Source organism: Candidatus Leptofilum sp., assembly GCF_965223525.1.
Taxonomy (GTDB): domain Bacteria; phylum Chloroflexota; class Anaerolineae; order Promineifilales; family Promineifilaceae; genus Leptofilum.
Genome location: NZ_CBDCWX010000005.1, coordinates 574,335 through 595,133, shown reverse-complemented (window position 1 = coordinate 595,133; position 20,799 = coordinate 574,335). Strand labels below are relative to the sequence as shown.

Genomic DNA, 20,799 nt, shown 5'->3' with positions numbered 1-20,799 from the left:
TTATGGATGAAACTGCTCGATGGCGCGGCGCATGACCGCCGTATCTGGCTGTTGGTCCGTCCATAAAGCAAATGCTTTGGCTCCTTGCTGCACCAACATGCCTAATCCATTGATGGCTTGGCAACCTGCCGCTTCGGCTTGCTGCATCAGGCGGGTGTGGCGGGGCGTGTACACCAGGTCGTAGACGACGGCATTTGGGGGGAAAGACAGTTCATCTGGCCAGGGTGTGGTGGTTTCGTTGGGGGTCATGCCCAGCGGGGTGCTGTTGATGATGAGAGGGGCGGTGGTACTGGCGGCAGCTTCTGGCAGTTGGGCTAGCGGTAAGCTGGTGAGCAATCTGTGGGATAGGTACGGCCGTAAATCTGCCACCAACTTATTTGCTTGGGCAACCCGTCGCGCCAAAACGTGTACCCGCGCCCCGGATTTGGCCAGTCCGTAAGCTGCCGCTCGTGCCGAGCCGCCTGCGCCTAGCAACAAACAGTCTCGATTGGCAATTTGCACATCGTGTGTCCGCAAATCAGCCAAAAAGCCAGACCAGTCGGTATTGTGCCCGGTAAAACGGCCGTTTTCCCCCACCACAATTGTATTCACTGCGCCGATGGCCTCTGCGCCTGGTTCCAGATCATCCATCAAGGGTATGACGGCTTGCTTGTGCGGCACGGTGACGTTGACCCCCCGAAACCCCAGCGCGGCCAGGCCAGAAACGGCCGCTGCCACCCCGTCTGGCGGCACGGGCAGCGGCACGTAAGCCCAGTTGAGCCCCAGCGACTCAGCGGCGGCATTGTGCATTGCCGGGCTAAAGCTGTGGGAAACTGGCCAACCCATCAGGCCGGTGAGTTGGGTTTTGCCGTTGATTTTGCTCATGTTTGGGTTAACTCTTCAACAGTCAGGTTCAGGATTGGGGTGCCGGTACGGCCGTTTACCAGCAACTGCTCTCCACCGATTACCGCCACGCATTCATGTGGCACATCAGCCATCAGCGTGCGGAAGCGGGGTGCATCTTCCGGGCGCACTTCTACCAAAAAGCGACTCAACGATTCGGCAAACAGGATCACCTCATCGGTGGAGTAAGCTGCGTGCCAGTCGCGCGGTACGTGGATGAGCTGTAGCTCTGCACCCATGCGCCCAGCAATGCACATCTGGGCTAAAGTTGCCGCCACGCCCCCTTCGCCGCAGAGGTGGCAAGCTTGGACTATCCCTTCCTGGATGGCTTGGTGCAGCCGCTGCATTCGGGTTCGGCTGTCGGCGACCGGTTTTGGCACGGTGCGGCTGCCCTCGGCGCGGCCACCAGCCTGGTTAAAGTGGCTGCCACCCAACTCGGCGCGGGTGTCGCCCACCACAAAGATGAAGTTGCCCGCCTGCTTCAAATCGGCCGTTACCGCTTTGGTTTTATCTGGCACAATGCCTAGCGCAGTGATGTGGAGAGCAAATCCATTGCCACCGGGGGCGTCCTCATTGAGACGGTATTTGCTGGCAGCGAACGGGGTTTGGAGGGAAACGGCCGCATCGTGGCACCCTTGTACAGATCGCACCAAACCGCCTAGCTGTTCTGGCGTGTTTAGCTCACCCACGCTGAAATCTGCCAAAATGGCGATCTGATCCGGATCTGCGCCTGCGGCGACAATGGAGCTTACCGCTCTGTCCACCGTTGCCCAAGCCAGCATGTACAGATCGAGATCAGGGATGCCAGGGTAAAAGCTGCTGCCGAACGCAATATTTTTGGCTTTAGGCTGGCTGGATGCCCCTGTTTTGGGTGGTTTGGCATGGACAAGCAGGCTCACCAAGCGTTGCGCCAGAGTACAAGATTTTCCTGGCGGCAAGGTCACATCTGCGGGATTAGTCGGTTCCCAGCTTGCCTCCAGCGGGGGGATGGGCAATGTTGGCAGGCGGCCTTGTACGCCAGAGCTATCGAGATCGGGCAGAAGGCTCGATGTGGCGAGCTTGTTGAACAATTGCGATTTGTTTAGTTGCTCGGTAGCCGCCCAGATGTAATTGTTGTGCAGTCCGTTGATGATTTGTAGGCGGGAATTTCTGGTTTGCCCGGGTGGAGGTGCTGTGTAGTTTATGGTCGCTTGGAAAGTTTTGTGCATTTGTGCGTTTTAGGTGGTTAAGTTGCGGAAACGGCGGGGAGGCCAATTTTGGAATGCTGGCGGATAAATTCCAGGGCTTGTGACCATAGTTCTTTGTGGGCGGGATCAAACGGCCGCATCGGTTCATGCCCCGCTTCCTCAAACGTTACCAGCTTTTTGTCTGGCCCTGGCAGGACGGCATACAGGGCGTCTATGGTGCCAGGCTTCACGGCTGGGTCGTGCCCGCCGCGAAAGATGATAGAAGGCGTTGTGAACTTTGGCCAGAGGGTACGGCCGTACGCTGCCATTTTCACCATCTCCACCAAAGCATCTATCGGTACCCGGCTTACTTTCGGCAGATCGTTTTTTTGGAACTCTGGATCATCAAAATTGATGGTGGGATCAAAATCCAGCACCCGCTCACGCACCAACTTTCGCATCGAGCGCATTTTGTGCGGGTAAAACCAGGTCATCACGTAGCGCAAATATTTCACCAGATTCAGCCGATCATCCGGCACATCATAAAAGGGAGTTAACATAATCAAGCCGCGCGGGTCTGGATTTTGTAAACACAAATGCGCGCCCAAAATGGTTCCCATCGAATGCCCCATCAAAAATAGCTCGTCGTACAAACCTTGCACGGCCTCAAACGCTTCTTCCGCTTCATCCAGCCACGCTTGTCGAGGGATTTTCCGTAGCTTGTCTGGGTGATGGCCATGCCCTGGCAGCAGCGGGCAATGCACGCTCACGCCATGCTCGGCCAGGTAGTTGGCCATCGGGTGCGAGCTTAATGGACTGCCCATAAATCCGTGCAGCATGAGTAGGCCGATACGGCCGTTCTCATTTTCAACTCTTGCTGGTTCAATGTAAGCTCTGCGCTCGGCTGGCACATCATACGTGGGCGCAAATGGCATTTTGACCTGTCCTTTTTGCTGCGGAAAATGCAACAACAAGTTGTCTGAAGTGGTAATGGGTTTCGCTAAATTCTGCTCTTGACAACAGAACGGCTTTTGCCGCAACGTTGATTGGCAAAGTATATAAAGAAGCAATCATGGCGGCAAACAGAGGCTAACGTTTGTTCAAGGTTATTCAGAAGTCCGACTCACAACCCAATGGGACGCGGATGAACGCGGACGAGCGCAGATGATAAGCAATTTTCCGCGTCGCCCGCGCTTGTTCGCGTCCTAAAACTGCGACAATTGAAAAATCCTGATTGTTTATTTATGGAGCGTTAACAGGGCGAGTGAGGCGGTGAGTGCGTGACTGGTAAGGAGGATACGGCCGTCTAAAAGCGCGTACCGTAAATCAGTAAGTGGCACCCACTTGGCTACGCTGGGAGAACTGCCATTTGGCCGCGGGTCTGCAATTTGATGTGCTTGCTTGGCGCAAAAATAGTAGCCAACAGCAGTTGATTCATCTTGTGTCATGATGTGGGTGCCCAAATAAGACCAGTGGCTGGTTTTGTAGCCGGTTTTATGCAGGAGGGCGGTTTGAACGGCCGTAAATGGGTCACTACTGGCACTGAATGGCACACTGAGCATTTGCCAATGAACACCGCTGCCCCCTTCACGAGGCAACTCAAAAACCAATGCGTCCCCAATCTCATTGAGAACCAGGGCATAAATATAGTCGGCACATGTTTTTGGGAAGTCATGAAGCGAGTTTAAGATTGCCTGCTGTGCATGTTTCATACCGTTGATGACCTGCAAAATAAGCAGCCAGACGGTTGGTCATTTGCAGAGGGTTTGCTCCCATGAATTTATGAAATCAGTTCGAACAGTCGGTGGCAATTATACAGATTTGGCATCCCGCCCCAGTTGCTCGTCTTTAGCATGTTAATGTAGATGGAAAGCCATTATATTTCAATGTGCCAATCTGACTATTTGACGCAATTTCTCTTTTCCCAAGAAAGGCCAATACCTGAAAAATGAATGAATGTGCAATTTGCAAAACGGAAATTGCTAGACAGAACAAAATCGCTCGGCTATACTACCTGCCGTTCAGCGTATAGCAAACGTCATCTACAAACAGGTAATTTGCCCCGCAAAGAGCGGGGTTCTTTGGTTCACTGTAATCGTGACGCAGCTTCGTTAGATGTAACGTTGTGGCAAACATCACAACGTTATCCGCAAATTAACAGATGTGTACTTGTACTGGAGCAACCTGTATTTGCCAGGCAACTTATTTGGCAATTGCTTCAGAATTAGGCTAACTGCCTGATTAACTGCTTGGGAAGCACCCAGGTATAGCACGAGTTTCCACAGAAATTAACCAAGTTTATAGAACCGTGTACTGTTTACGAACGGCTCGTTGCTGAGTGGTTTGTATATGGAGAAATGGCAATGACGCAAGATTTAACAGGTGTTGTCTATTTAACCGAAGAAGGGTTACAAAAAATTAAAGATGAATTGGCATTCCTGAAAGGTGAAAAGCAGGAAGAGCTTGCGAATAAGTTGCAGGCAGCAATTGCACAAGGTGACTTAAAGGAAAATGCTGATTATCATGCTGCCAAAGAAGAGCAAGGATTTGTTGAGGGTCGTATTAAAGACCTGGAAGATTCGCTACGCCGCGCCAAAATTATTGAGGATGTGGGCCCAGCCGATAAGGTGCGGGTAGGGCATACGGTGACAGTTGTGGAGTTTGATGAAGGTGAAGAATACGAAGCAACGTACACGATTGTTGGGGCACATGAGGCTGACCCCAGCAACGGCCGTATCTCCAATGAATCCCCCTTTGGCCGTGCTTTGTTAGGTGCTAAAAAAGGACAAACGGTTGCTGTACAGACCCCCAGCGGGCAGATTCAGCTACGTGTTCAGACGATTAAATAGGTTGAGCGCAAATTTTTACGATTTGAAACTGCCATCTTTCACGAGGACGGCCGTTTTTTTATATCCCTCTAAGCGAAGAAACAATCCAGCAGCTGCTTTTCATCTGCACGACGTACAAACACATTCAGCACATCCCCCGGCTGTAAAACCGTGTTGCCATGCGGCACCAGCAGCCCTTCTTCACGCCGCACCGAAACCACCACACATTCATACGGCAACTCTGGCGCGATCTCTGCCACCGTTTTGTGGGCTGCGTGACTCATTAGCGTAATTTCAATGTCCAGAAAAAACATCTGCGAGTTTGGTAGTGCCGCCAACTTTTCAATATTGGGTTCATCTTCTGTGCGCCGCGCCAGGGCAATATTGTACGCTTTCACAATATCCTCGCGCCGAATTGCCCCCACGACGCGCTTTGGATTCGCATGCGATACCACTGGCAACTTGTTAATGCCTCGCACGGCCAGCCGCCGCACGACCTCGCTTAGTGGCTCGTCATCATAGGCAATGAGCAGCCGCCCCATTGTCGCAATATCTCGCACCCGCAGTTCGATGCCGTTTTCCTGGTTAACCGCACGTTCATAGTCGCGCAAGCTTACCATGCCCATTAAATTGAGTACCTCATCCACCACCGGGAAGCTGTGATGATGGGTGCGCTGGAGCAAATCGCCTAACTCTGCAAGCGACATGTTTTCCTGCACCAGGTATGGATCAGGCGTCATGGCTTCTTTGGCCAGCAAACTTTGCATCACGTCCAAATCGCGCCCGCGCTGCAAGGTAATGCCTTTGAGCTTTAGCTTGAGCGTGTAAATAGATTCGCTGAATAGGTGCTCTGCTAGCAAAGTAGAAAGCACCGTTGCCAGCATCAAGGGTAAGATCAATTTGTAATCATTAGACATTTCAAACACGATGAGTACGGCCGTAATCGGTGCCCGCGCCGCGCCAGAAAGCACGGCTGCCATACCCACAATAGCATAGGCTCCCGGATTTACTGCCACCTCTGGCCAAATGGAATGCGCCACTGACCCTACCATGCCGCCTACAATCGCCCCCATAAACAAGCTAGGGGCAAACACACCACCTGGATTGCCCGCTCCCAAGGTAAAGCCAGTGGCTAACATCTTTGTTATTAACAGCGCTGCCATTAAGCTCAATGGCAAGCTGAAATCATCAGCAATCGCTTCGCCAATAAATTCTAACCCAGGGCCAAGTGCCTCGCGCCCTGGCAGCAGCAAAGCTACCGCCAACGCGAGCACCATGCCTACTGCTGCTTTCAATGCCGGGTGCCAACGCCACTTCTCAAATATCTCTTCCATAAAGTAAAGCAAGCGTATAAACAAAACTGCGACAACAGCCGCCAGTATGCCCAGCAATATATAAATCGGCAGCTCGCTCAACTGAGCCGAATAAGCAGGCACTTCAAAAGCAGGCTTATCACTTAGAAATGCCCGGCCAATAATGCCAGCCGCCACGGAGCTAATGACCACCGCCCCAAAATAGTTCACCGTAAATTTGCCCAAGATGACCTCTAAGGCAAAGATAGCTCCAGCAATGGGTGCGTTAAACGTCGCGGCGATTCCCGCCGCTGACCCACAAGCCACCAGAGTCCGAATCCGCTCGCCGGAAAAGTGAAACAGTTGGCCAATGGTAGAACCTAGCGCAGAGCCAACCTGCACAATCGGCCCTTCACGCCCAGCCGAACCACCTGTACCAATGGTGAGGGATGAAGCCAGTACCTTGATCATGGCGATACGCGGCCGTATTCGGCCGCCGTGCAAGGCAATTGCCTCCATTACTTCTGGCACGCCGTGCCCTTTTGCTTCTTTTGCCCAACGATTGACGCTGTACCCAACCAGCAACCCCGCAATACTCATCGCCAGCAGCAGCCCCCACACGTCGCCGACCCACTGTTGAGTTTGTGCTGTGAATTGACCGATTTAGCGCAGCAACCAGACAAATAACACGGCACCTAGCCCAGTGCCAACACCCACAATCAAAGCAACAAGGACCATGACCAGAGTATCTGGTGGTTGTACATGGTCAAGGTGCTGGCGCAGCTTTTGCCCGGTGCACCAGATGAGATCAGTTGTTGAATTTGAACGGCCGTTTGCCATGTTTGCCTGTCCTTAAGGTGTGAAATTGTGTTCGGGTTCAGGGTATTTTACAATCTTTGGCAAAATGAGCATTGACAACCCGCTTGCTCATTTGCTATGATGCGCCACCAAACAACCCATAACCCAAAAGCAATGAAAGGGACAGGTTAATCGGCCCCTTTGCTGCCCAGAGAGCGACCCATCTGCTGCAAGGATCGCCAGCAAACCCGGTTAATGACACCCATGAGCTGAATCGGTGAACAGTATTCAGTAAACAGTATGCAGTGATCAGTTTTGTAACTGATTACTGAGTAACCGCAACCGGGTGCGCCCGTTACAGCGCCCAGACTTAGGTGATTTGCAAAAGCAAATATCAGGTCGCAAGAGGCCCGCGCTAGGCATACTGGCAACGGCAAATTGGTGGTGGCACCACGAGTACACAAACAGACACTCGTCCCCCGAAAGGGGACGGGCGTTTTTTGTTATCGGCAAGCAATGGCTTGCTGTTCGCTGAACTCGTCCTCCAAGTTGAGGGCGAGTTTTTGTTTTAGTGGCTAGTTTGTTTGTGGCTGGTAGAGCGACTGGCTACTAACACACTAACCACCAGCAACCAAAAGGAGATTTTTATGAACACAATCAGGACTGTAGAAGCGAGCAGCCATGTTGGGCGGCAGGTGCGCCTGACGGGTTGGATGCACAACGTGCGCCGCCTGGGTGGCGTGAGTTTTGTGGTGCTGCGCGACGGCTGGGGAATGATTCAGGCCGTTACCGAAAGTGAGACCGACTTGGCACCCATTGCCGAGCTAAATTTGGAAAGTGTCATTGCCCTGATGGGCACGGTTGTGGCCACGCCGCAAGCGTCGGGCGGCGTGGAGCTGCACCAGCCGCAAATTGAGGTCATCACCCCGGTGATGGAACTTGCCCCTGTGCCGCTGCAACAAAAGCGGCTGAAGGCGGGGTTGCCTACGTTGCTAGACCATGCAGTGGTGGCGAACCGACATCCGCAGCGGCGGGCGGTGTTTCGCTTGGCGGCTGGGGCAATGGCGAGCTTCCGGGCAACGTTAGGGGCCAACCATTTTACCGAAGTGCAAACGCCCAAGCTGGTGGCCTCAGCTACGGAAAGTGGGGCGAACGTGTTCAAGCTCAACTATTTTGATAGCGAAGCATTTTTAGCCCAAAGCCCACAATTTTATAAGCAGATTATGGTTGGCGTGTTTGAGCGCGTCTTTGAGGTTGGTCCGGTGTTCCGTGCTGAGCCGCACGACACGTCGCGCCATGTAAACGAATATGTGAGCCTAGATGTGGAGTTTGGCTTCATCAAGAATCATTTTTCGGTGATGGCGATGGTGCGAACGGTGCTAGCAGGCATTTTCCAAACGTTGGCTGAAGGGTATGCGGCAGAGTTGGAACTACTCAAAGCAAACTTGCCGGAAGTGCCTGTGGATATCCCACACATTCATTTTGCTGAAGCGCAGGAGTTGATCTGGCAGCGGCATGGCGTGGATGTGCGTGGCGAGCCAGACCTCTCGCCGCAGGATGAGCGCTGGCTAGGTGAGTGGGCGCAGCAAGAACACAGCAGCGACTTTTTATTTGTGGTGGGCTACCCGATGGGGAAACGGCCGTTCTACACCCATCCAGACCCGCAAAATCCCTCCTACTCAAACTCCTTCGACCTGCTGTTTCGCGGTACAGAACTGATCACCGGCGGACAGCGGCTGCACGTCTACGCAGACTATTTGGCGGCTTTGGAAAAAGCCAATCTGCCCACAGCGCCATTCGAGACGTACCTGGAAGCGTTCCGCTACGGGATGCCGCCGCACGGTGGCTTTGCCATCGGGCTAGAGCGGCTGCTGATGCAGCTTCTTGGCTTGTCCAACTTGCGTCTAGCCACGCTCTTCCCCCGCGACCAGAAGCGCCTCACTCCTTGATGCACAGCGATTTACAATCACGGAACGATGTGCTATCATTGACTGCATTGCAGTCAATGATAGCAACTATGAGGTAAGATATGGCAACGCTAACAATTCGGAATTTGGACAACCAAACAAAACAAAAATTGCGCCAATTGGCGGCCACACGAGGACACTCAATGGAGGAAGAAGTACGCCGAATCTTGGCTCGTGCTGTGCAGCAGGCCGAGGAAAAAGGGCTAGGTACACGAATCGTTGAGGAATTTGCAGCTATCGGTGGCGTGGAGTTCGAATTACCAGCCCGCTCTCCAACACGCCCCGCACCAAACTTTGAAGAACCAGCATGATTTTGCTAGATACGAATGTTCTGTCTGAGTTAATGAAGCCTACACCAGAGGTAAATGTGGTGCGCTGGATGGATGATCAACTGGTGAACACGCTCTACATCAGCGCCATCACGCGAGCAGAAATTGAGTTAGGCATTGCCCTGTTGCCAAATGGTCAACGTAAACAGCAAATTGCCTTTGCCGCACAACAGATGTTTGACCAGTTTTTGGGGAGATGCTTGGTCTTTGGGGAAATGGCCGCAGTTCAATATGGTCAATTAGTGGCAGCGCGTACAAGAAACGGCCGTCCCATCACCGTTGAAGATGCCCAAATTGCCGCCATTGCCCTGGCAGGTGGCTTACGCCTAGCCACCCGAAATGAGAAAGATTTCACGGGTATTTCAGGATTGATAGTGGTTAATCCTTGGATGATGGGCCAATAGCTCCCCAAACCCAATCAATTAACGTGGTGTAAAAGCATCACCTATCCCGTTCACAAGCAGCGTTAAGGAATATTGAACTGCTCCTGAATGATTGATTTCACACTCAACTTGAAATAGACGACCTAAAATTTTTGTCCAAACAAAAAACGTAAGAGAATATCCTTCCCTCGCTTGAATGCAACGGGGTAGGAAAATGCGAGTATCAAGCTCTTCGATGAGCTTGGCATCTGCTAAAAGTTTTTCCTGCCATGCTTCTGAATATGACCAAAGTTTCTCATACCGTTCTTTTGAGGGAGCTATTTGTGAGGCTTTTGAAATCAGCTTAGGCCTGCCAAGATAACTCAACTTTAACTTAGTAAATAAGGTTGCAAATTCTGTGGGTTGTGTTGGCAGTCGCTTTAGAAACTCTTCAAGCAGTAGAAATTTCTCGAAATCTTGGTTATTCAGGTGATTATCCAGCCAGAGAATTTCATCGTTGTTAGCACAATGTGCCAAGATTGCTTCGACTGTCCGATAATCCAATTGAAAAATTTTGCAGCATTTTGTCTCAAATTCACGCTTTTCCTTGTAATGAAGATGGCTGGACTTCTGAAACATTCGTTCGCGCTGATCTTCTCCCCAGCCTACAGTTTCATATTCTTGATCGGGTGGCAGATTTTGGGCGTAGTTGATGAAGAAGTTAGCAAATTTCACTGCTAACACTCCCTCAGTTATTGGTGGCGTTGCGGGTTTTCTGCGAAAGAAATCTCGGATTTTACGTAACATTCACTCATCCTCACAAAAAATTCTTGCAACGTAGCTTGCAGGGTTCAAATGTTCCCTAGTTACCAAATTACCCAATTACTCCATTGGCAGCAACACAAATTTTGCTCCATCCCCAGTGCGTAGATTTTGGCAAGGCTCCGGCGTGCAGGTGGCGGGGTCAAACCAGCCTAGGCGCAGTTGGGTGGCCTCGTCCAGTGCGGGTGGGGTGAGGTGCTGCAAAATTAGGTCGTCGGGTTGCCAGTGGGGGAACCAGATGCCTTGCGGGTCCGGGGCGTCGAAGCGGTAGGTGTCGGCTAGTTGGCTGCCGTCGGCGGCGAGGCTGTGGATGAACTGTTGGCGGGAGGCGGTGGGAACGGCCGTTACCCGCCAAACCAATAACAACGCTCTCTCATTTACCCATTCATACCCTAGCAATTTGATTTCCTCCCCAAACGTAACGTCCACCGGATTTGCTAATTCGATGGCAGGCTGTTTGGGTAAGGCGTAGCGAGTGAAACGGCCGTCCTGCTCAATCTCCGCTCCCCACAGTTGTAACTGTTTCTCCCAAACTGGATCAAGCGGTAGGTCAGACGGTCGTATCACCACCACTGGCTCTGCGTCAGGCAAAATGAGGGTGCCTTCCTGCGGGTCAAAGTGGCTCAGAGGGAGGTCATCGTTTTGGCGCAGGAGGGTCATCGTGGGGCTGTCCATCGTGCTGGGTGACCAACCAGCAATGGCGGCAGCAGTGAGGTCGGTATGGCCGTCCAAATAATCGGCCATCTCTGTAAACGCGGCTTGCCACACAAACGGCACGTCGCCGCCGTTGGGCCACGTCTGAAACTGTAAAACAGATGTTCGGGCAGCATAAAACAAAAAGATCGTCAAGAGCAATATTCGGGAACTTCTTGTGGATAAGTGGCGGAAAAGTGTGGATAACTGCCCTGAACTGTGCATAACTATGGCCGGAATCAGGGTGAGGACGGGCAAAACGAGGATGCTGCGAATGTGGCTAGGGGCATTGATGGTGACGAGACTGGGGGAAACGGCCGTTCCCAACCAAATCAGCAAAAAGGCATAGCGCGGCCGTCGCCAACGCCACAGGCAAAGCAGCAATCCTATGTAAAACAACACAGCCACAATCGGCTCAAAAACGGGAGCCGACGATACGCCCTCGCGCCACAGCGGCGTCCCCACAAAGCCAAACATCCCCAGCAACTTGAGGCCATTTTCCAGCACCGGCTGCCAATTGCCAGATCGCAACGCCTGCAATGGTGCATCCACCTCGCTAATGCGAAACTCTGCGCCGGGATTGGTTTGCAAGAAGATGATGAGCGGCGCGGCAACGGCGGCGAACATCAGTAAAAAGATCACAATCCCTCGCCACCGCTGCTTAAAGTCACGCCAATGAAAAATCGCCAGGTATGCCAGCCACAGCGCGTAGAAAATTGGCACGGCGCGGGCAGCCAGGTAGGTGTGCAGGCTGAGGCCCGCGAAAAAGCCTGCTAGAGTAAATCGTCTTTGGCTGTGGCCGGTGTCCTCACCGCGCCACTCCCATCCTTGCCACCAAAAGTAAGCGGATAGCCCAGAAGTCAGTGGCAGGGAAATAGCACGGAGGGCGAGACGGCCGTAAAACACGGGCCAAAACAGCACCGCCAACAATCCTGCCGCCATGAGGGCGACATTTTTGCCAAATAATTTACGTGAGAGGGCAAAGGTGACGGCCATGCCAAGCAGGCCACAAAACGCGGCGGGCAGACGCAGCGCCAAAATGTTGTCCCCAAGCAAAGCGACAAGGCCACTTTGCAAATAATGGAAACCCGCTTCATGTCCGTAAGCACGGGTGAAGTAGATGGCGTGTTCACCCGCCAAAATGGAGCGGTCAATGAGCCAGTTGGCCACCTCGTCGTGGGTAATGCCGGGTGGGGAAAGGTTGTTGAGCCCAAACAGTCGCAGTGCTGCTCCAGCAAGCAGCAGTGTGGTCATGACCCAGACGGGCTGCCGGTTTCCTGACTGGCTCATCTCGTCACTTCCTTGGCAAATTGGATGACAAATTGGCGCATTGTGTCGCGCAACGGCCGTCCCCAACTCCGCGCTGTCTCTGTGCTCAAATTTTCATAGCAGCTAATCTGGAAATTGATCTGATCCAAAATGGTGGGGCCGATTCCAAGACCTGCCCGAAACCGCTCTGTGATACCATCGGCTGTGATGTCCCACGTTTCGCCTCGTGGATGGGCTGGATCATACACGGGCAGATGCGCTTTGGAGGTGAAGGCACGCATGATGCCAATATTCCCCAGCATCTCGAGCCTGTCAGCATCGCATAAAATGTGGCTGAGTGGGGCAGTGCCGTCTAAACGGCCGTGATCCACAATCGCTTGACAAATTTCCGCAATCTCATCCGAAGTAAACAAACCATTTGCTAGCAAAAATTGACCCGCCAGTTCGGCACCAACTGTGGGGTGATCGCCGCGTTTTTGCACAACAGGCAAGCCGATGTCGTGCAGCAGGGCAGCGGCGGCAACGCGATCTTGGTGATAATAGCCCTCTGCTTTTGCCAGCCGCAGCGCGTTAGCGTAAACGCGGCGGATGTGCGGCATCTCATGGGCAATGCGGAACGCCTCAACTACAAATGGACCGGTCATCATCTTCTCAGCATACAGTTCAATTTGGTTCGTTCGATGGATATCCATATTTTTTAGGGACGCGGACGAGCGCAGGCGAGCGCGGAATAATCAGCGTCATCTGTGTTCATCAGCGTCCTTTTCAATGAGTTTCAGGCGGTAAGCAATGGCGTTGGGCAGGATGTTGCCCAGCACTTTTCTCTCTTCTGCACCGATGATGCCAAGCAGAAATAATCCTGCCGGATAGATGATTGCGCCGATGAGCAGCCCGACGACGAGATGCAGTTGCCCACCCAGCCACATACCACCAAACATAATTGCTGTAAGGAGAAACGGCCGTCCCAACAACCCTAGCGACTTAATCCCCTCCATCTTCTGCCGCAAATAATAATCAAATAAAATTAGCAGCACCAACTCAGACAAAATGGTAGTGACGCCAGCCGCCACGTAGCTAAAGCGCGGAATAAAAATGAAGTTGGCGATGAGATTGAACAGCACCGCCACCGTGAAGGCACGCGGCTGCTTGCTCTCCAGCCCCAGGCTGATGAGTACGTAATTGGTGACGCTGTTCAGCCAGCCCAGCGGGATGGACCAGATGACGATTTGTAGCGCAACCGCTCCAGCAGGCAAAAATTCTTCCCCAGCCACGATTTGCACCAGCGGTACCGCCAAATAATGGGTCACGGCGGCGATGGGCAGTGCCAGCAGCAGCATCAGCTTGAGCGACATGGCATACATCTGCCGTGCTGCATCAAGCGATTCGCCAATGCACCGCGAGATGATGGGGAAGAGTGCCAGCGTAAAAAACGAGGGCACAATTTGCAGGGCATTGAACCATTTGTAGGCGCTGCTGTACCAGCCCGCTACCTCTTGCCCGTTGTCCAGCAACACCCGCAGCAAATACGTATCAATCGAGATGAAGACGGTTTGTAGCAGATGGATGAGCATGAGCGGGAAGCCAGCTCGCAGCATCTGCCGCTGAAGCTGCCAGTCGAGCCGCCAGGGGCCGCGCAGCGTGTAGCGGCGTAGGGCAATCGCCAGCAGCAGCCCTAGGGTGATGACGTTGGTGAGAATGGAAACGGCCGCAAGCCCCACAAAACCAAAGCCCATCAACAACACCGTCACGCCAAAGCCCACCTTGAGGATCGTTGTTACCGTGGTCATCGCGTTGGGCACTTCCGCCTCTTCGTGCACGTAGAACAGCCCCGTCACCCCTTTGGACATGCCGGAAAAGACCATGCCAATCATGATGAGAGCCGTCGCCAAAATCTCTGGCTGGGTGAGGGCGTTGGCTTGGTCAAACAAGTTGGTGGTAGCAATGATGGCCACGACGGGCAGGGCGGCAATGACGCCTGCACCAAGGCGGAGGACGGTGGTGTTGAGCAGGTAGTTGGGGGCTTTGTCGCGGTCATTGGCTACGTCGCGGATGAGCAGGATGTCCAGGCCGAAGTTGGCAATGATGTCGAAAATTCCGGCGGTGACGATGGCGGTTTGGAAGCTGCCGGAGCCAGCGGGGCCGAGCAGCCGCAGGTAAAAGGCGGCAAAGCCAAAATCAATCAATTTGTTGAACAGATTCAGGGCGATGGGGGCTAGGCTGTTTTTGGCGAGGGAGCGGGTGACGCTTTGCTCGTCTTCCTGCTTGTAGAAGCGCCGCCAGCCCCACACTATTGTGCCAAACAGCAGAATGATTCCGGCCATGAAGCTGCCCAACGCGCCAAGCTGGAAGCTCGTCGGGCTGTAGCGGAAGCGCACTTGCCAATGTTCAATATCCAGCCACTCTGGATACTTTTCAATGATCATATTTAACTGCTCTGACTCTTGTGTCGTAGCCCCCCAGGGGGCTAGGCCAACAGCTCGAAAGTTGCCGTTAACACGTAGAATCGGTCCCTCAACTTCCGTTTGGGCGACAGATCTCTTAACTGCCTCTGGTGCTTCCGGTGGGACATATAACGATTTATATGCCCGCCAACCTGGAAAATAGCTGTCGTTAAGGATGAGCCAAGTGGAGTCAAAGGTATACGCGGAGACGATCACCTCTCTGTTGCTGTAAGCCTCAATCGTTGCTGGGGTCAATGTAGTTGGGTTGAGCTGGTCAATGATAACCCTGTCGGATGACCAGTCAGCCTCATCAATGATGACATATTGGCGTGGGTCAAGCTCTCTCATCGCAGCGAGTGTGTCCTCGACAATTTTTCCGCCGTCTTGCGTGTAGGCACGAGGAACTACGGCCGTATTTTCATAAATCCGCACGCCTTCTCCCTGCCACACCTCGGTGAACTTGGGCAGGTCAATCGTCTCGCTGGTGATGACGTACTTCACGCCCAGCACGTCCAGCAGCGGCGAGTTGAGCGACTCCCAGTTAATGATGGGCTGGATGCGGTTGAACTGGAGTTCATTTTGTGGTTCGATGGCCGCCATGTACTCCGTGTACTGCTTGGGGATGATTGAATCGTAGCCGCGCACGTCTGGCAGGTTGAACAGCCAGCCGGAATTGGCGTTGAACGGTTTGTCGCCATTCGGCGCAAAGCTGGTTATGCGCCAGTAGCCGGGCTGTGCCTCCAGCCACTGCACCATCTCCGGCTTGAAGTCGAGCAGTGTCGGATCGTTGCTGGCGTGGAAGCCAGAGTTGGCTACAAACACATCTAGAATGAGCAAAACCACTGCCATAAACAGCCAGATTGGCTGCCTGCCGCCCCAGCGTCCCACAAAAATCGGACAACGACTTACACGTAAAACCGTTCCCACCCCAATGAGCATGAGCGCGAGAAAAAACAGTTGGCGATATTCGTAACTGTAAAAGGCGGCCGTATTTGGAAAAGCCCCTGGCGCACCAGCCAAACCCAAAAAGAGACGTTCAATGATCGGCTGCAACTGTTCATATAAAATACGAGAAGCAAATAACCCACCCAGCAGCAGCAAGCCGGACCAAAAGGCAAGCCCCGCCAGGCCCGTAATTAAAGAAACTGAAGACCAGAGGAAGAACGGCCGTTTCCACCAAGAAACAGTCGAATCGCTCGCCCAGACATCGAAATTAGCACCACGTTTCTCTCGCCATTCCTCTACGCTTTGCCATTTGCGCGTGCTGCTCAAGTAGTCCACCCCAAACCCCGCCAGCACTGCCACCGCCAGCGACAGCGGGAATACCCAGCGGAACGGCGTGTGTAGTTGGTTCACAAAGGGCAGGCCATAATACAAAATGGCATAGAGCGGCGTGCCAAAAATGAACGCTAACGAGAAAAAGCTAAGTGTGGCAAAAAAGCCAACGTGCACTTTACGTTTTCGCCAGCTGCCAACTACCCCAATCACAGCTAAAAATAGCGGCAAGATGCCTAGATAAATCGCCCCTTCCACATAATTTTTGATGCCCCATTCGCTGTTTGTTTTGGCTTCGCCATAATAATTTTGGCTCAACATCACTTCTTCGCCGCTGAACACGTCTGTGTAGCTGTGGTGGGTGGGGTTGCCAAAGAAGTTGGGCAGTGCCAGCGTCAGCACGCGGCGTGGCTTAAAGGCGAAATCGGCCACTTCTTCATAACTCGTTGCCGCCTCACGGAAGTTTACCTGACCCAATTCGTATAGCGGCACAAGTTGGACTGCCCCTAGCAACAGGCCGAGGAGGATCATGGCGGCGAGGGAAAGGAACGGCCGTACCAAATTGCGTATTGCATACTGCGTATTGCGTAAATACCAGGTTTGGCTCAGAAGTCGCCAAGCAGCGTAAGCGGCCATGACGAGCAGGGTGTAAATGGTGAATTCGATGTGCCCGGCCAGGATTTGGAAGCCAAGTGCAATCGCTCCGAGGCCAATCCACAAGGTTTTTGTAGATGACTGGAGACTGGAGGCTGGAGATTGGAGATTGGGTGAGTCTCTAATCTCCAATCTCAAATCTCCAATTACCTTTTCCACACACCCAAGCAACAGCGGCAGCCACACCACCGCCCCGCTAATCATGGGAAAAACGGCCGCACTAATCGCCAAATACGCGCCACCCTGGAAAACCAATCCAGCGATAAAAGCAGAAGGGCGGCGCAGGTTGAGGATACGGCCGTAAACATACATCAACGCCCCGGCCAGCCAAATCTGGCTAACGGTGTACCAACCATACGCTTTGGCTAGCGGCAAAATGAGGAACAGGATGCTAAATGGATAGTAAGCGCCATGCTGCCCTGCCGCCAAAAACGGCACGCCCGCAAACAAATTTGGATTCCACAGAGGAATATCGCGGGCAAAAACAGTGTCCCGCACAAATTGCTTCCAGGCATAGTTTTGGATGATGAGATCGCTGATAAGCGGGTTTTGGGGCTGTGTGAGGCCGAAGTCGCTGGCGTAAGCAGACCAGGGTGCCCACTGATACAGGTTGTCCACCGGCAGCATCGTCTGGCCACCTAGCGTTACACTACCAAACAGCATCAGGGGTAGCAGCAAAAAGCCCAGCAAAAACAATAAATCAGTGCGGAATCGTTTCATAACTAAAAAGAAGTTCAACTTCTTAGAGAAGTTGAACTTCTAGCAATAATTATTGCAGATTGTATCAAAATGTGAGGGGGATCAAAAACGACCGTACCACCTAAAGCCGATGTTTTGCCAACGATTTGAACAAATCTTCAATGCTGCTGCCCTGGAATTGATCAGATGAAACGGCCGCTACGTGAACCGTCAGTCGCTCAGATTCAGGTAGCTCATGCAGTCGCTGCCGCTCCAAAGCCGGGTAAAAATATTGGATGGACGGATGCAGCCGCACCATGCAGCGTTCCGCCAGCTTCTGGTAATGTTTGGTGGAAGTCAAAATAACAAAGTCACCCGAATCGGCATGACCCACAAAATTGTTGCCGTTGCCGCTTTCCTGCACGGCGTTGGCAATCATCAACGTCACCGCCCGCGAGACATCATCGGCGGCCACAAAGCCAAATTTGTCGCGGAACTTGTTCAGGCCGCGAATGCCAGCCAACACCACGCCCCAATTAGATTGGGCGAGCATTTGCGTGAGCTGCTCGCGCACTAACGTGCCTTCCGGCAAGCCAGTTACCGGATTCAGCAGCGTGCTCATTTGCGAACGACGCAGGGCGTTACGCACCCGCAGCCGCAATTCCTGAATGTCGAATGGCTTGGTGATGTAATCCACAGCGCCGAGCTCCAGGCCTGCTAGCTTGTCTTCACGTTCTCGCTTTTCGGTCAGAAAGATGACGGGGATATTTTGCGTTTTGCGTGCCTTGCGTAGCTGACGACACACTTCGTAGCCGTCAATATCTGGCAGACGAATGTCTAGCACCACTACATCTGGCACTTCTTTGGAGATGCCTGCTACGGCATCTTGTCCACGCGGTGCCACCTCCACCGTGTAGCCTTGTACCCGAAAATAGGCGCGAAGCATCTCGGCCAAATCGTTATCATCTTCCACAATAAAGATACGTTTACTCTTCTTATCTACTTCATTCATAACTACAATCTGAAAGTACTTTTGGCAGGGTTCGGCATTTTGGGGAAACGGCCGTATCCCTCCCACATAAGCTGGCTATTTGATAGGTTCTTTGTCAATTTTAAAAACACACGCTTCGGCTCCCGCCGCGTGGCAAGCAATTTCATCTACCCGAAACTCTAGTCCGCCACTCACCCAGCGCAACGCTTCTTGCAAAATGCCCACAGCAATGTAGCAAATGGCCCGCTCCGCTTGTTGTCCCCAACACATCGAGCAGCGATCTATCGTGTAAAGAAAATGGTCATCTACCTCTTCAACATGGCTGGTTTGGTCGCTAAATTGAGTGAAAATGCGGGCAACGGCAGGAATGCCAATTTTGAGCTTGGTTTTTAGCGGCAGCACCTTGAAGGCCAGATCACTTACGCCAGCCAGAGCACCAAATTGGCGCAGCCCGCGTGAGAAGATGGCGCGCCCGCTGCGTAACGCCAGCCCACGACCCCCGCGTGGGCCATAAATCTCTTCTAAACCGTGATTGATATTGCTGATGTTGGCAAAATCAAATTCGCGTTCTAAATTGTCGGGGGGCATGTTTTGGATATATTGGCGCAGATCAACAAGATTCAGCAAGGCGTTTAAGCCATTGCGGCCCATAACTTCTTCTAGCGACGTTAACATAATGCGTCCCATTTTGTTGGGGTAGTAGAAGTTACTCTCTGGGACCAAATCTCTCACAAAAGCCTCCGAAGCTGCCTTATGATAGTAAATTGATGCGTGCTGCACGTTTCTTTAGTATAGCAAGCTGCTATTTATTGCACAAAGTTTATGCGCCGTGCAGCGCATGAAATAGGAGTATTTTCTACGTGAGGATTACGATCATGCTTGCTGTGGATGAATTTGGCGTGGTGGGAGGCTCATGTGATAATGTTTGGGACGAGTGGTTAGTGGCTGGTGGCAAGTGGTGAATAAACTAACCACTAACAAACTATCAACCATTACGGAGTAACCTATGGCAAAGGCACAGCTATTGTTTCCACCAGATTTTTTGTGGGGGACGGCAACGGCCGCTTTTCAGGTAGAGGGCAACAATACAAACAGTGATTGGTGGGCGTGGGAGCAGGAAGACGGCCGTATTCTGCACAATCATAAATCTGGATTAGCTAGCAACTGGTGGGCCGATGCGGAGCAAGATTTAGACGCTGCCACCGAGATGGGTACCAACGCCCATCGCCTATCGCTAGAGTGGAGCCGCATCGAGCCAGAACCAAGCGTTTTTGATGCTGCTGCCATTGCCCGCTACCGTGAAATCTTGCAAGCCATGCACGACCGGGATATTGAGCCGATGGTGACGCTACACCACTTTAGCAATCCGCTTTGGCTGGTGGAGAAGGGGGATTTTAGCAGCCAGGTGGTGGTTGATTATTTTCAGCGATACACAGCCAAAGTAGTGGACAAACTGGGTGATTTGATTCCCAAATGGATCACCATCAATGAGCCGATGGTGTACGTCTTTATGCGCTATTTGGCCGGGGTATTCCCGGCAGGCAAGCAAGGCGGCTGGTCTGGCGCTTTGAGAGCCATCCCCAACTTGCTGTGCTGCCATGCGGCCGCTTACCACACTATTAAAGAAAAGCTGCCGGAGGCGCAGGTGGGCGTGGCTAAAAATATGGTTGTCTTGCAGGCACGGCCTGGCAGTTCGGCACTGAGCCGCTGGGGGGCGGGGCGGTTGAGCTGGTTGTTTAACAATATGTGGCTGGATTCGGTGATGAACGGCCGTCTTTACTTTCCAGTTGGCCGTCGCAAAATACCCAATCTGGCGGGCAGCTATGATTTTTTGGGTTTGAACTACTACACGCGCTTTTATGTAAACCTCCCACCTGTTGGTGATTTGATTTCACAAGAGTGGGAACCGGGTGCCGTGGTGAGCGACGGTAATTACGGCGAGGTGTACCCCATCGGGCTATTCCAGATGATTGAGGCGTTGCTACCATACAAAAAGCCCATCTACATTACAGAAAACGGTGTGCCAGATAAAGAGGATCGGTTACGGTCGTCTTTCATCATGACCCATTTGCGCGAGGTGTGGCGGGCTATCAGCTTTAACTATCCGGTGATGGGTTACTATCATTGGAGCTTGGTAGACAACTTTGAGTGGGATCGTGGCTGGACGCAGCGGTTTGGCCTCATTGAATTGGATGTTGAAACACAAGAGAGGAGATTGCGGAGAAGCGGCCGTTTGTACCAGGAAATTTGCCACAGCCGTAGCCTCACCAGCCAACAAGCCCAAAAATACGCGCCCGACCTGCTGCAAACAATATTTAGAGGTGAATCTCCGACGCAAGTCGTACATTAAAC

At 52.7% G+C, this 20,799-nt stretch carries 17 protein-coding genes; 5 read left to right on the top strand and 12 right to left on the bottom strand.

From position 1 onward, the window contains the following. The 4 genes from ACOQPM_RS08075 to ACOQPM_RS08060 all read right to left on the bottom strand — a co-directional run bounded on the left by ACOQPM_RS08075 (position 1) and on the right by ACOQPM_RS08060 (position 3,760). Positions 1-864, bottom strand: coding sequence for a shikimate dehydrogenase (locus ACOQPM_RS08075; protein WP_420628736.1), 864 nt, complete (start codon positions 862-864; stop codon positions 1-3). After that, complete coding sequence (locus ACOQPM_RS08070) at positions 861-2,090, bottom strand: AIR synthase-related protein (protein ID WP_420628735.1); 1,230 nt, start codon at positions 2,088-2,090, stop codon at positions 861-863. Before ACOQPM_RS08070 ends, ACOQPM_RS08075 begins: the two co-directional genes overlap by 4 nt. A 17-nt stretch (positions 2,091-2,107) precedes the next feature. After that, positions 2,108-2,983: an alpha/beta hydrolase gene (locus ACOQPM_RS08065; RefSeq protein WP_420628734.1), complete on the bottom strand. Its 876-nt coding sequence runs from the start codon at positions 2,981-2,983 to the stop codon at positions 2,108-2,110. A 303-nt stretch (positions 2,984-3,286) separates the two neighbouring features. Further along, positions 3,287-3,760 carry a hypothetical protein gene (locus ACOQPM_RS08060; RefSeq protein ID WP_420628733.1) on the bottom strand — a complete coding sequence of 158 codons (474 nt, stop codon included), beginning with the start codon at positions 3,758-3,760 and terminating at the stop codon, positions 3,287-3,289. Between the two features lie 651 nt (positions 3,761-4,411). On the opposite strand from ACOQPM_RS08060, the gene greA reads away from it, so the two are divergent. Further along, entirely contained in the window at positions 4,412-4,897 is a 486-nt protein-coding gene (gene greA, locus ACOQPM_RS08055) for a transcription elongation factor GreA (RefSeq protein ID WP_420628732.1), read from the top strand. A 68-nt stretch (positions 4,898-4,965) separates the two neighbouring features. Here the strand turns inward: greA and ACOQPM_RS08050 are convergent, their stop codons facing one another. Then, positions 4,966-6,768, bottom strand: a complete 1,803-nt coding sequence (locus ACOQPM_RS08050) for a chloride channel protein (RefSeq protein ID WP_420628731.1) — start codon at positions 6,766-6,768, stop codon at positions 4,966-4,968. Between the two features lie 63 nt (positions 6,769-6,831). Beyond that, the gene (locus ACOQPM_RS08045) at positions 6,832-7,008 is read right to left on the bottom strand and encodes a hypothetical protein (protein ID WP_420628730.1); all 177 of its coding nucleotides are present in this window, start codon (positions 7,006-7,008) and stop codon (positions 6,832-6,834) included. Between the two features lie 605 nt (positions 7,009-7,613). Between ACOQPM_RS08045 and aspS the strand changes: the two genes are divergently transcribed. The 3 genes from aspS to ACOQPM_RS08030 all read left to right on the top strand — a co-directional run bounded on the left by aspS (position 7,614) and on the right by ACOQPM_RS08030 (position 9,666). Continuing rightward, positions 7,614-8,915: an aspartate--tRNA(Asn) ligase gene (aspS, locus tag ACOQPM_RS08040; protein WP_420628729.1), complete on the top strand. Its 1,302-nt coding sequence runs from the start codon at positions 7,614-7,616 to the stop codon at positions 8,913-8,915. Between the two features lie 80 nt (positions 8,916-8,995). Next, positions 8,996-9,244, top strand: coding sequence for a FitA-like ribbon-helix-helix domain-containing protein (locus tag ACOQPM_RS08035; RefSeq protein WP_420628728.1), 249 nt, complete (start codon positions 8,996-8,998; stop codon positions 9,242-9,244). Further along, positions 9,241-9,666: a type II toxin-antitoxin system VapC family toxin gene (locus ACOQPM_RS08030; protein WP_420628727.1), complete on the top strand. Its 426-nt coding sequence runs from the start codon at positions 9,241-9,243 to the stop codon at positions 9,664-9,666. Before ACOQPM_RS08035 ends, ACOQPM_RS08030 begins: the two co-directional genes overlap by 4 nt. 18 nt (positions 9,667-9,684) lie before the next feature. On the opposite strand, the gene ACOQPM_RS08025 is transcribed toward ACOQPM_RS08030, so the two are convergent. From ACOQPM_RS08025 to ACOQPM_RS08000, 6 genes are all read right to left on the bottom strand, one after another. After that, the gene (locus tag ACOQPM_RS08025; protein WP_420628726.1) at positions 9,685-10,431 is read right to left on the bottom strand and encodes a hypothetical protein; all 747 of its coding nucleotides are present in this window, start codon (positions 10,429-10,431) and stop codon (positions 9,685-9,687) included. Between the two features lie 75 nt (positions 10,432-10,506). Then, positions 10,507-12,429, bottom strand: coding sequence for an ArnT family glycosyltransferase (locus tag ACOQPM_RS08020; RefSeq protein WP_420628725.1), 1,923 nt, complete (start codon positions 12,427-12,429; stop codon positions 10,507-10,509). Continuing rightward, the gene (locus ACOQPM_RS08015) at positions 12,426-13,100 is read right to left on the bottom strand and encodes an HD domain-containing protein (protein WP_420628724.1); all 675 of its coding nucleotides are present in this window, start codon (positions 13,098-13,100) and stop codon (positions 12,426-12,428) included. Before ACOQPM_RS08015 ends, ACOQPM_RS08020 begins: the two co-directional genes overlap by 4 nt. Before the next feature lie 48 nt (positions 13,101-13,148). Beyond that, entirely contained in the window at positions 13,149-17,498 is a 4,350-nt protein-coding gene (locus ACOQPM_RS08010) for an oligosaccharide flippase family protein (protein ID WP_420628723.1), read from the bottom strand. A gap of 100 nt (positions 17,499-17,598) precedes the next feature. Further along, on the bottom strand, positions 17,599-18,468 hold the full coding sequence (locus ACOQPM_RS08005) for a response regulator transcription factor (RefSeq protein WP_420628722.1): 870 nt from the start codon (positions 18,466-18,468) through the stop codon (positions 17,599-17,601). Between the two features lie 75 nt (positions 18,469-18,543). Beyond that, positions 18,544-19,179 (bottom strand): V4R domain-containing protein, encoded by a 636-nt coding sequence (locus ACOQPM_RS08000; RefSeq protein ID WP_420628721.1) that lies wholly within the window; start codon positions 19,177-19,179, stop codon positions 18,544-18,546. Positions 19,180-19,453: 274 nt separating this feature from the next. Between ACOQPM_RS08000 and ACOQPM_RS07995 the strand changes: the two genes are divergently transcribed. After that, on the top strand, positions 19,454-20,797 hold the full coding sequence (locus tag ACOQPM_RS07995; RefSeq protein WP_420628720.1) for a glycoside hydrolase family 1 protein: 1,344 nt from the start codon (positions 19,454-19,456) through the stop codon (positions 20,795-20,797). The last annotated feature ends 2 nt before the right edge of the window (positions 20,798-20,799 follow it).

Excerpts from the sequence above, each read along its gene's own strand:
- ACOQPM_RS08015 (WP_420628724.1), bottom strand. The coding sequence starts at position 13,100 with ATGGATATCCATCGAACGAACCAAATTGAACTGTATGCTGAGAAGATG.
- ACOQPM_RS08005 (WP_420628722.1), bottom strand. The coding sequence starts at position 18,468 with ATGAATGAAGTAGATAAGAAGAGTAAACGTATCTTTATTGTGGAAGAT.
- aspS (WP_420628729.1), top strand. The coding sequence starts at position 7,614 with ATGAACACAATCAGGACTGTAGAAGCGAGCAGCCATGTTGGGCGGCAG.
- ACOQPM_RS08045 (WP_420628730.1), bottom strand. The coding sequence starts at position 7,008 with ATGGCAAACGGCCGTTCAAATTCAACAACTGATCTCATCTGGTGCACC.
- greA (WP_420628732.1), top strand. The coding sequence starts at position 4,412 with ATGACGCAAGATTTAACAGGTGTTGTCTATTTAACCGAAGAAGGGTTA.
- ACOQPM_RS08010 (WP_420628723.1), bottom strand. The coding sequence starts at position 17,498 with ATGAAACGATTCCGCACTGATTTATTGTTTTTGCTGGGCTTTTTGCTG.
- ACOQPM_RS08075 (WP_420628736.1), bottom strand. The coding sequence starts at position 864 with ATGAGCAAAATCAACGGCAAAACCCAACTCACCGGCCTGATGGGTTGG.
- ACOQPM_RS08020 (WP_420628725.1), bottom strand. The coding sequence starts at position 12,429 with ATGAGCCAGTCAGGAAACCGGCAGCCCGTCTGGGTCATGACCACACTG.
- ACOQPM_RS08025 (WP_420628726.1), bottom strand. The coding sequence starts at position 10,431 with ATGTTACGTAAAATCCGAGATTTCTTTCGCAGAAAACCCGCAACGCCA.
- ACOQPM_RS08030 (WP_420628727.1), top strand. The coding sequence starts at position 9,241 with ATGATTTTGCTAGATACGAATGTTCTGTCTGAGTTAATGAAGCCTACA.
- ACOQPM_RS08065 (WP_420628734.1), bottom strand. The coding sequence starts at position 2,983 with ATGCCATTTGCGCCCACGTATGATGTGCCAGCCGAGCGCAGAGCTTAC.
- ACOQPM_RS08070 (WP_420628735.1), bottom strand. The coding sequence starts at position 2,090 with ATGCACAAAACTTTCCAAGCGACCATAAACTACACAGCACCTCCACCC.
- ACOQPM_RS08060 (WP_420628733.1), bottom strand. The coding sequence starts at position 3,760 with ATGAAACATGCACAGCAGGCAATCTTAAACTCGCTTCATGACTTCCCA.
- ACOQPM_RS08050 (WP_420628731.1), bottom strand. The coding sequence starts at position 6,768 with ATGAGTATTGCGGGGTTGCTGGTTGGGTACAGCGTCAATCGTTGGGCA.
- ACOQPM_RS07995 (WP_420628720.1), top strand. The coding sequence starts at position 19,454 with ATGGCAAAGGCACAGCTATTGTTTCCACCAGATTTTTTGTGGGGGACG.
- ACOQPM_RS08035 (WP_420628728.1), top strand. The coding sequence starts at position 8,996 with ATGGCAACGCTAACAATTCGGAATTTGGACAACCAAACAAAACAAAAA.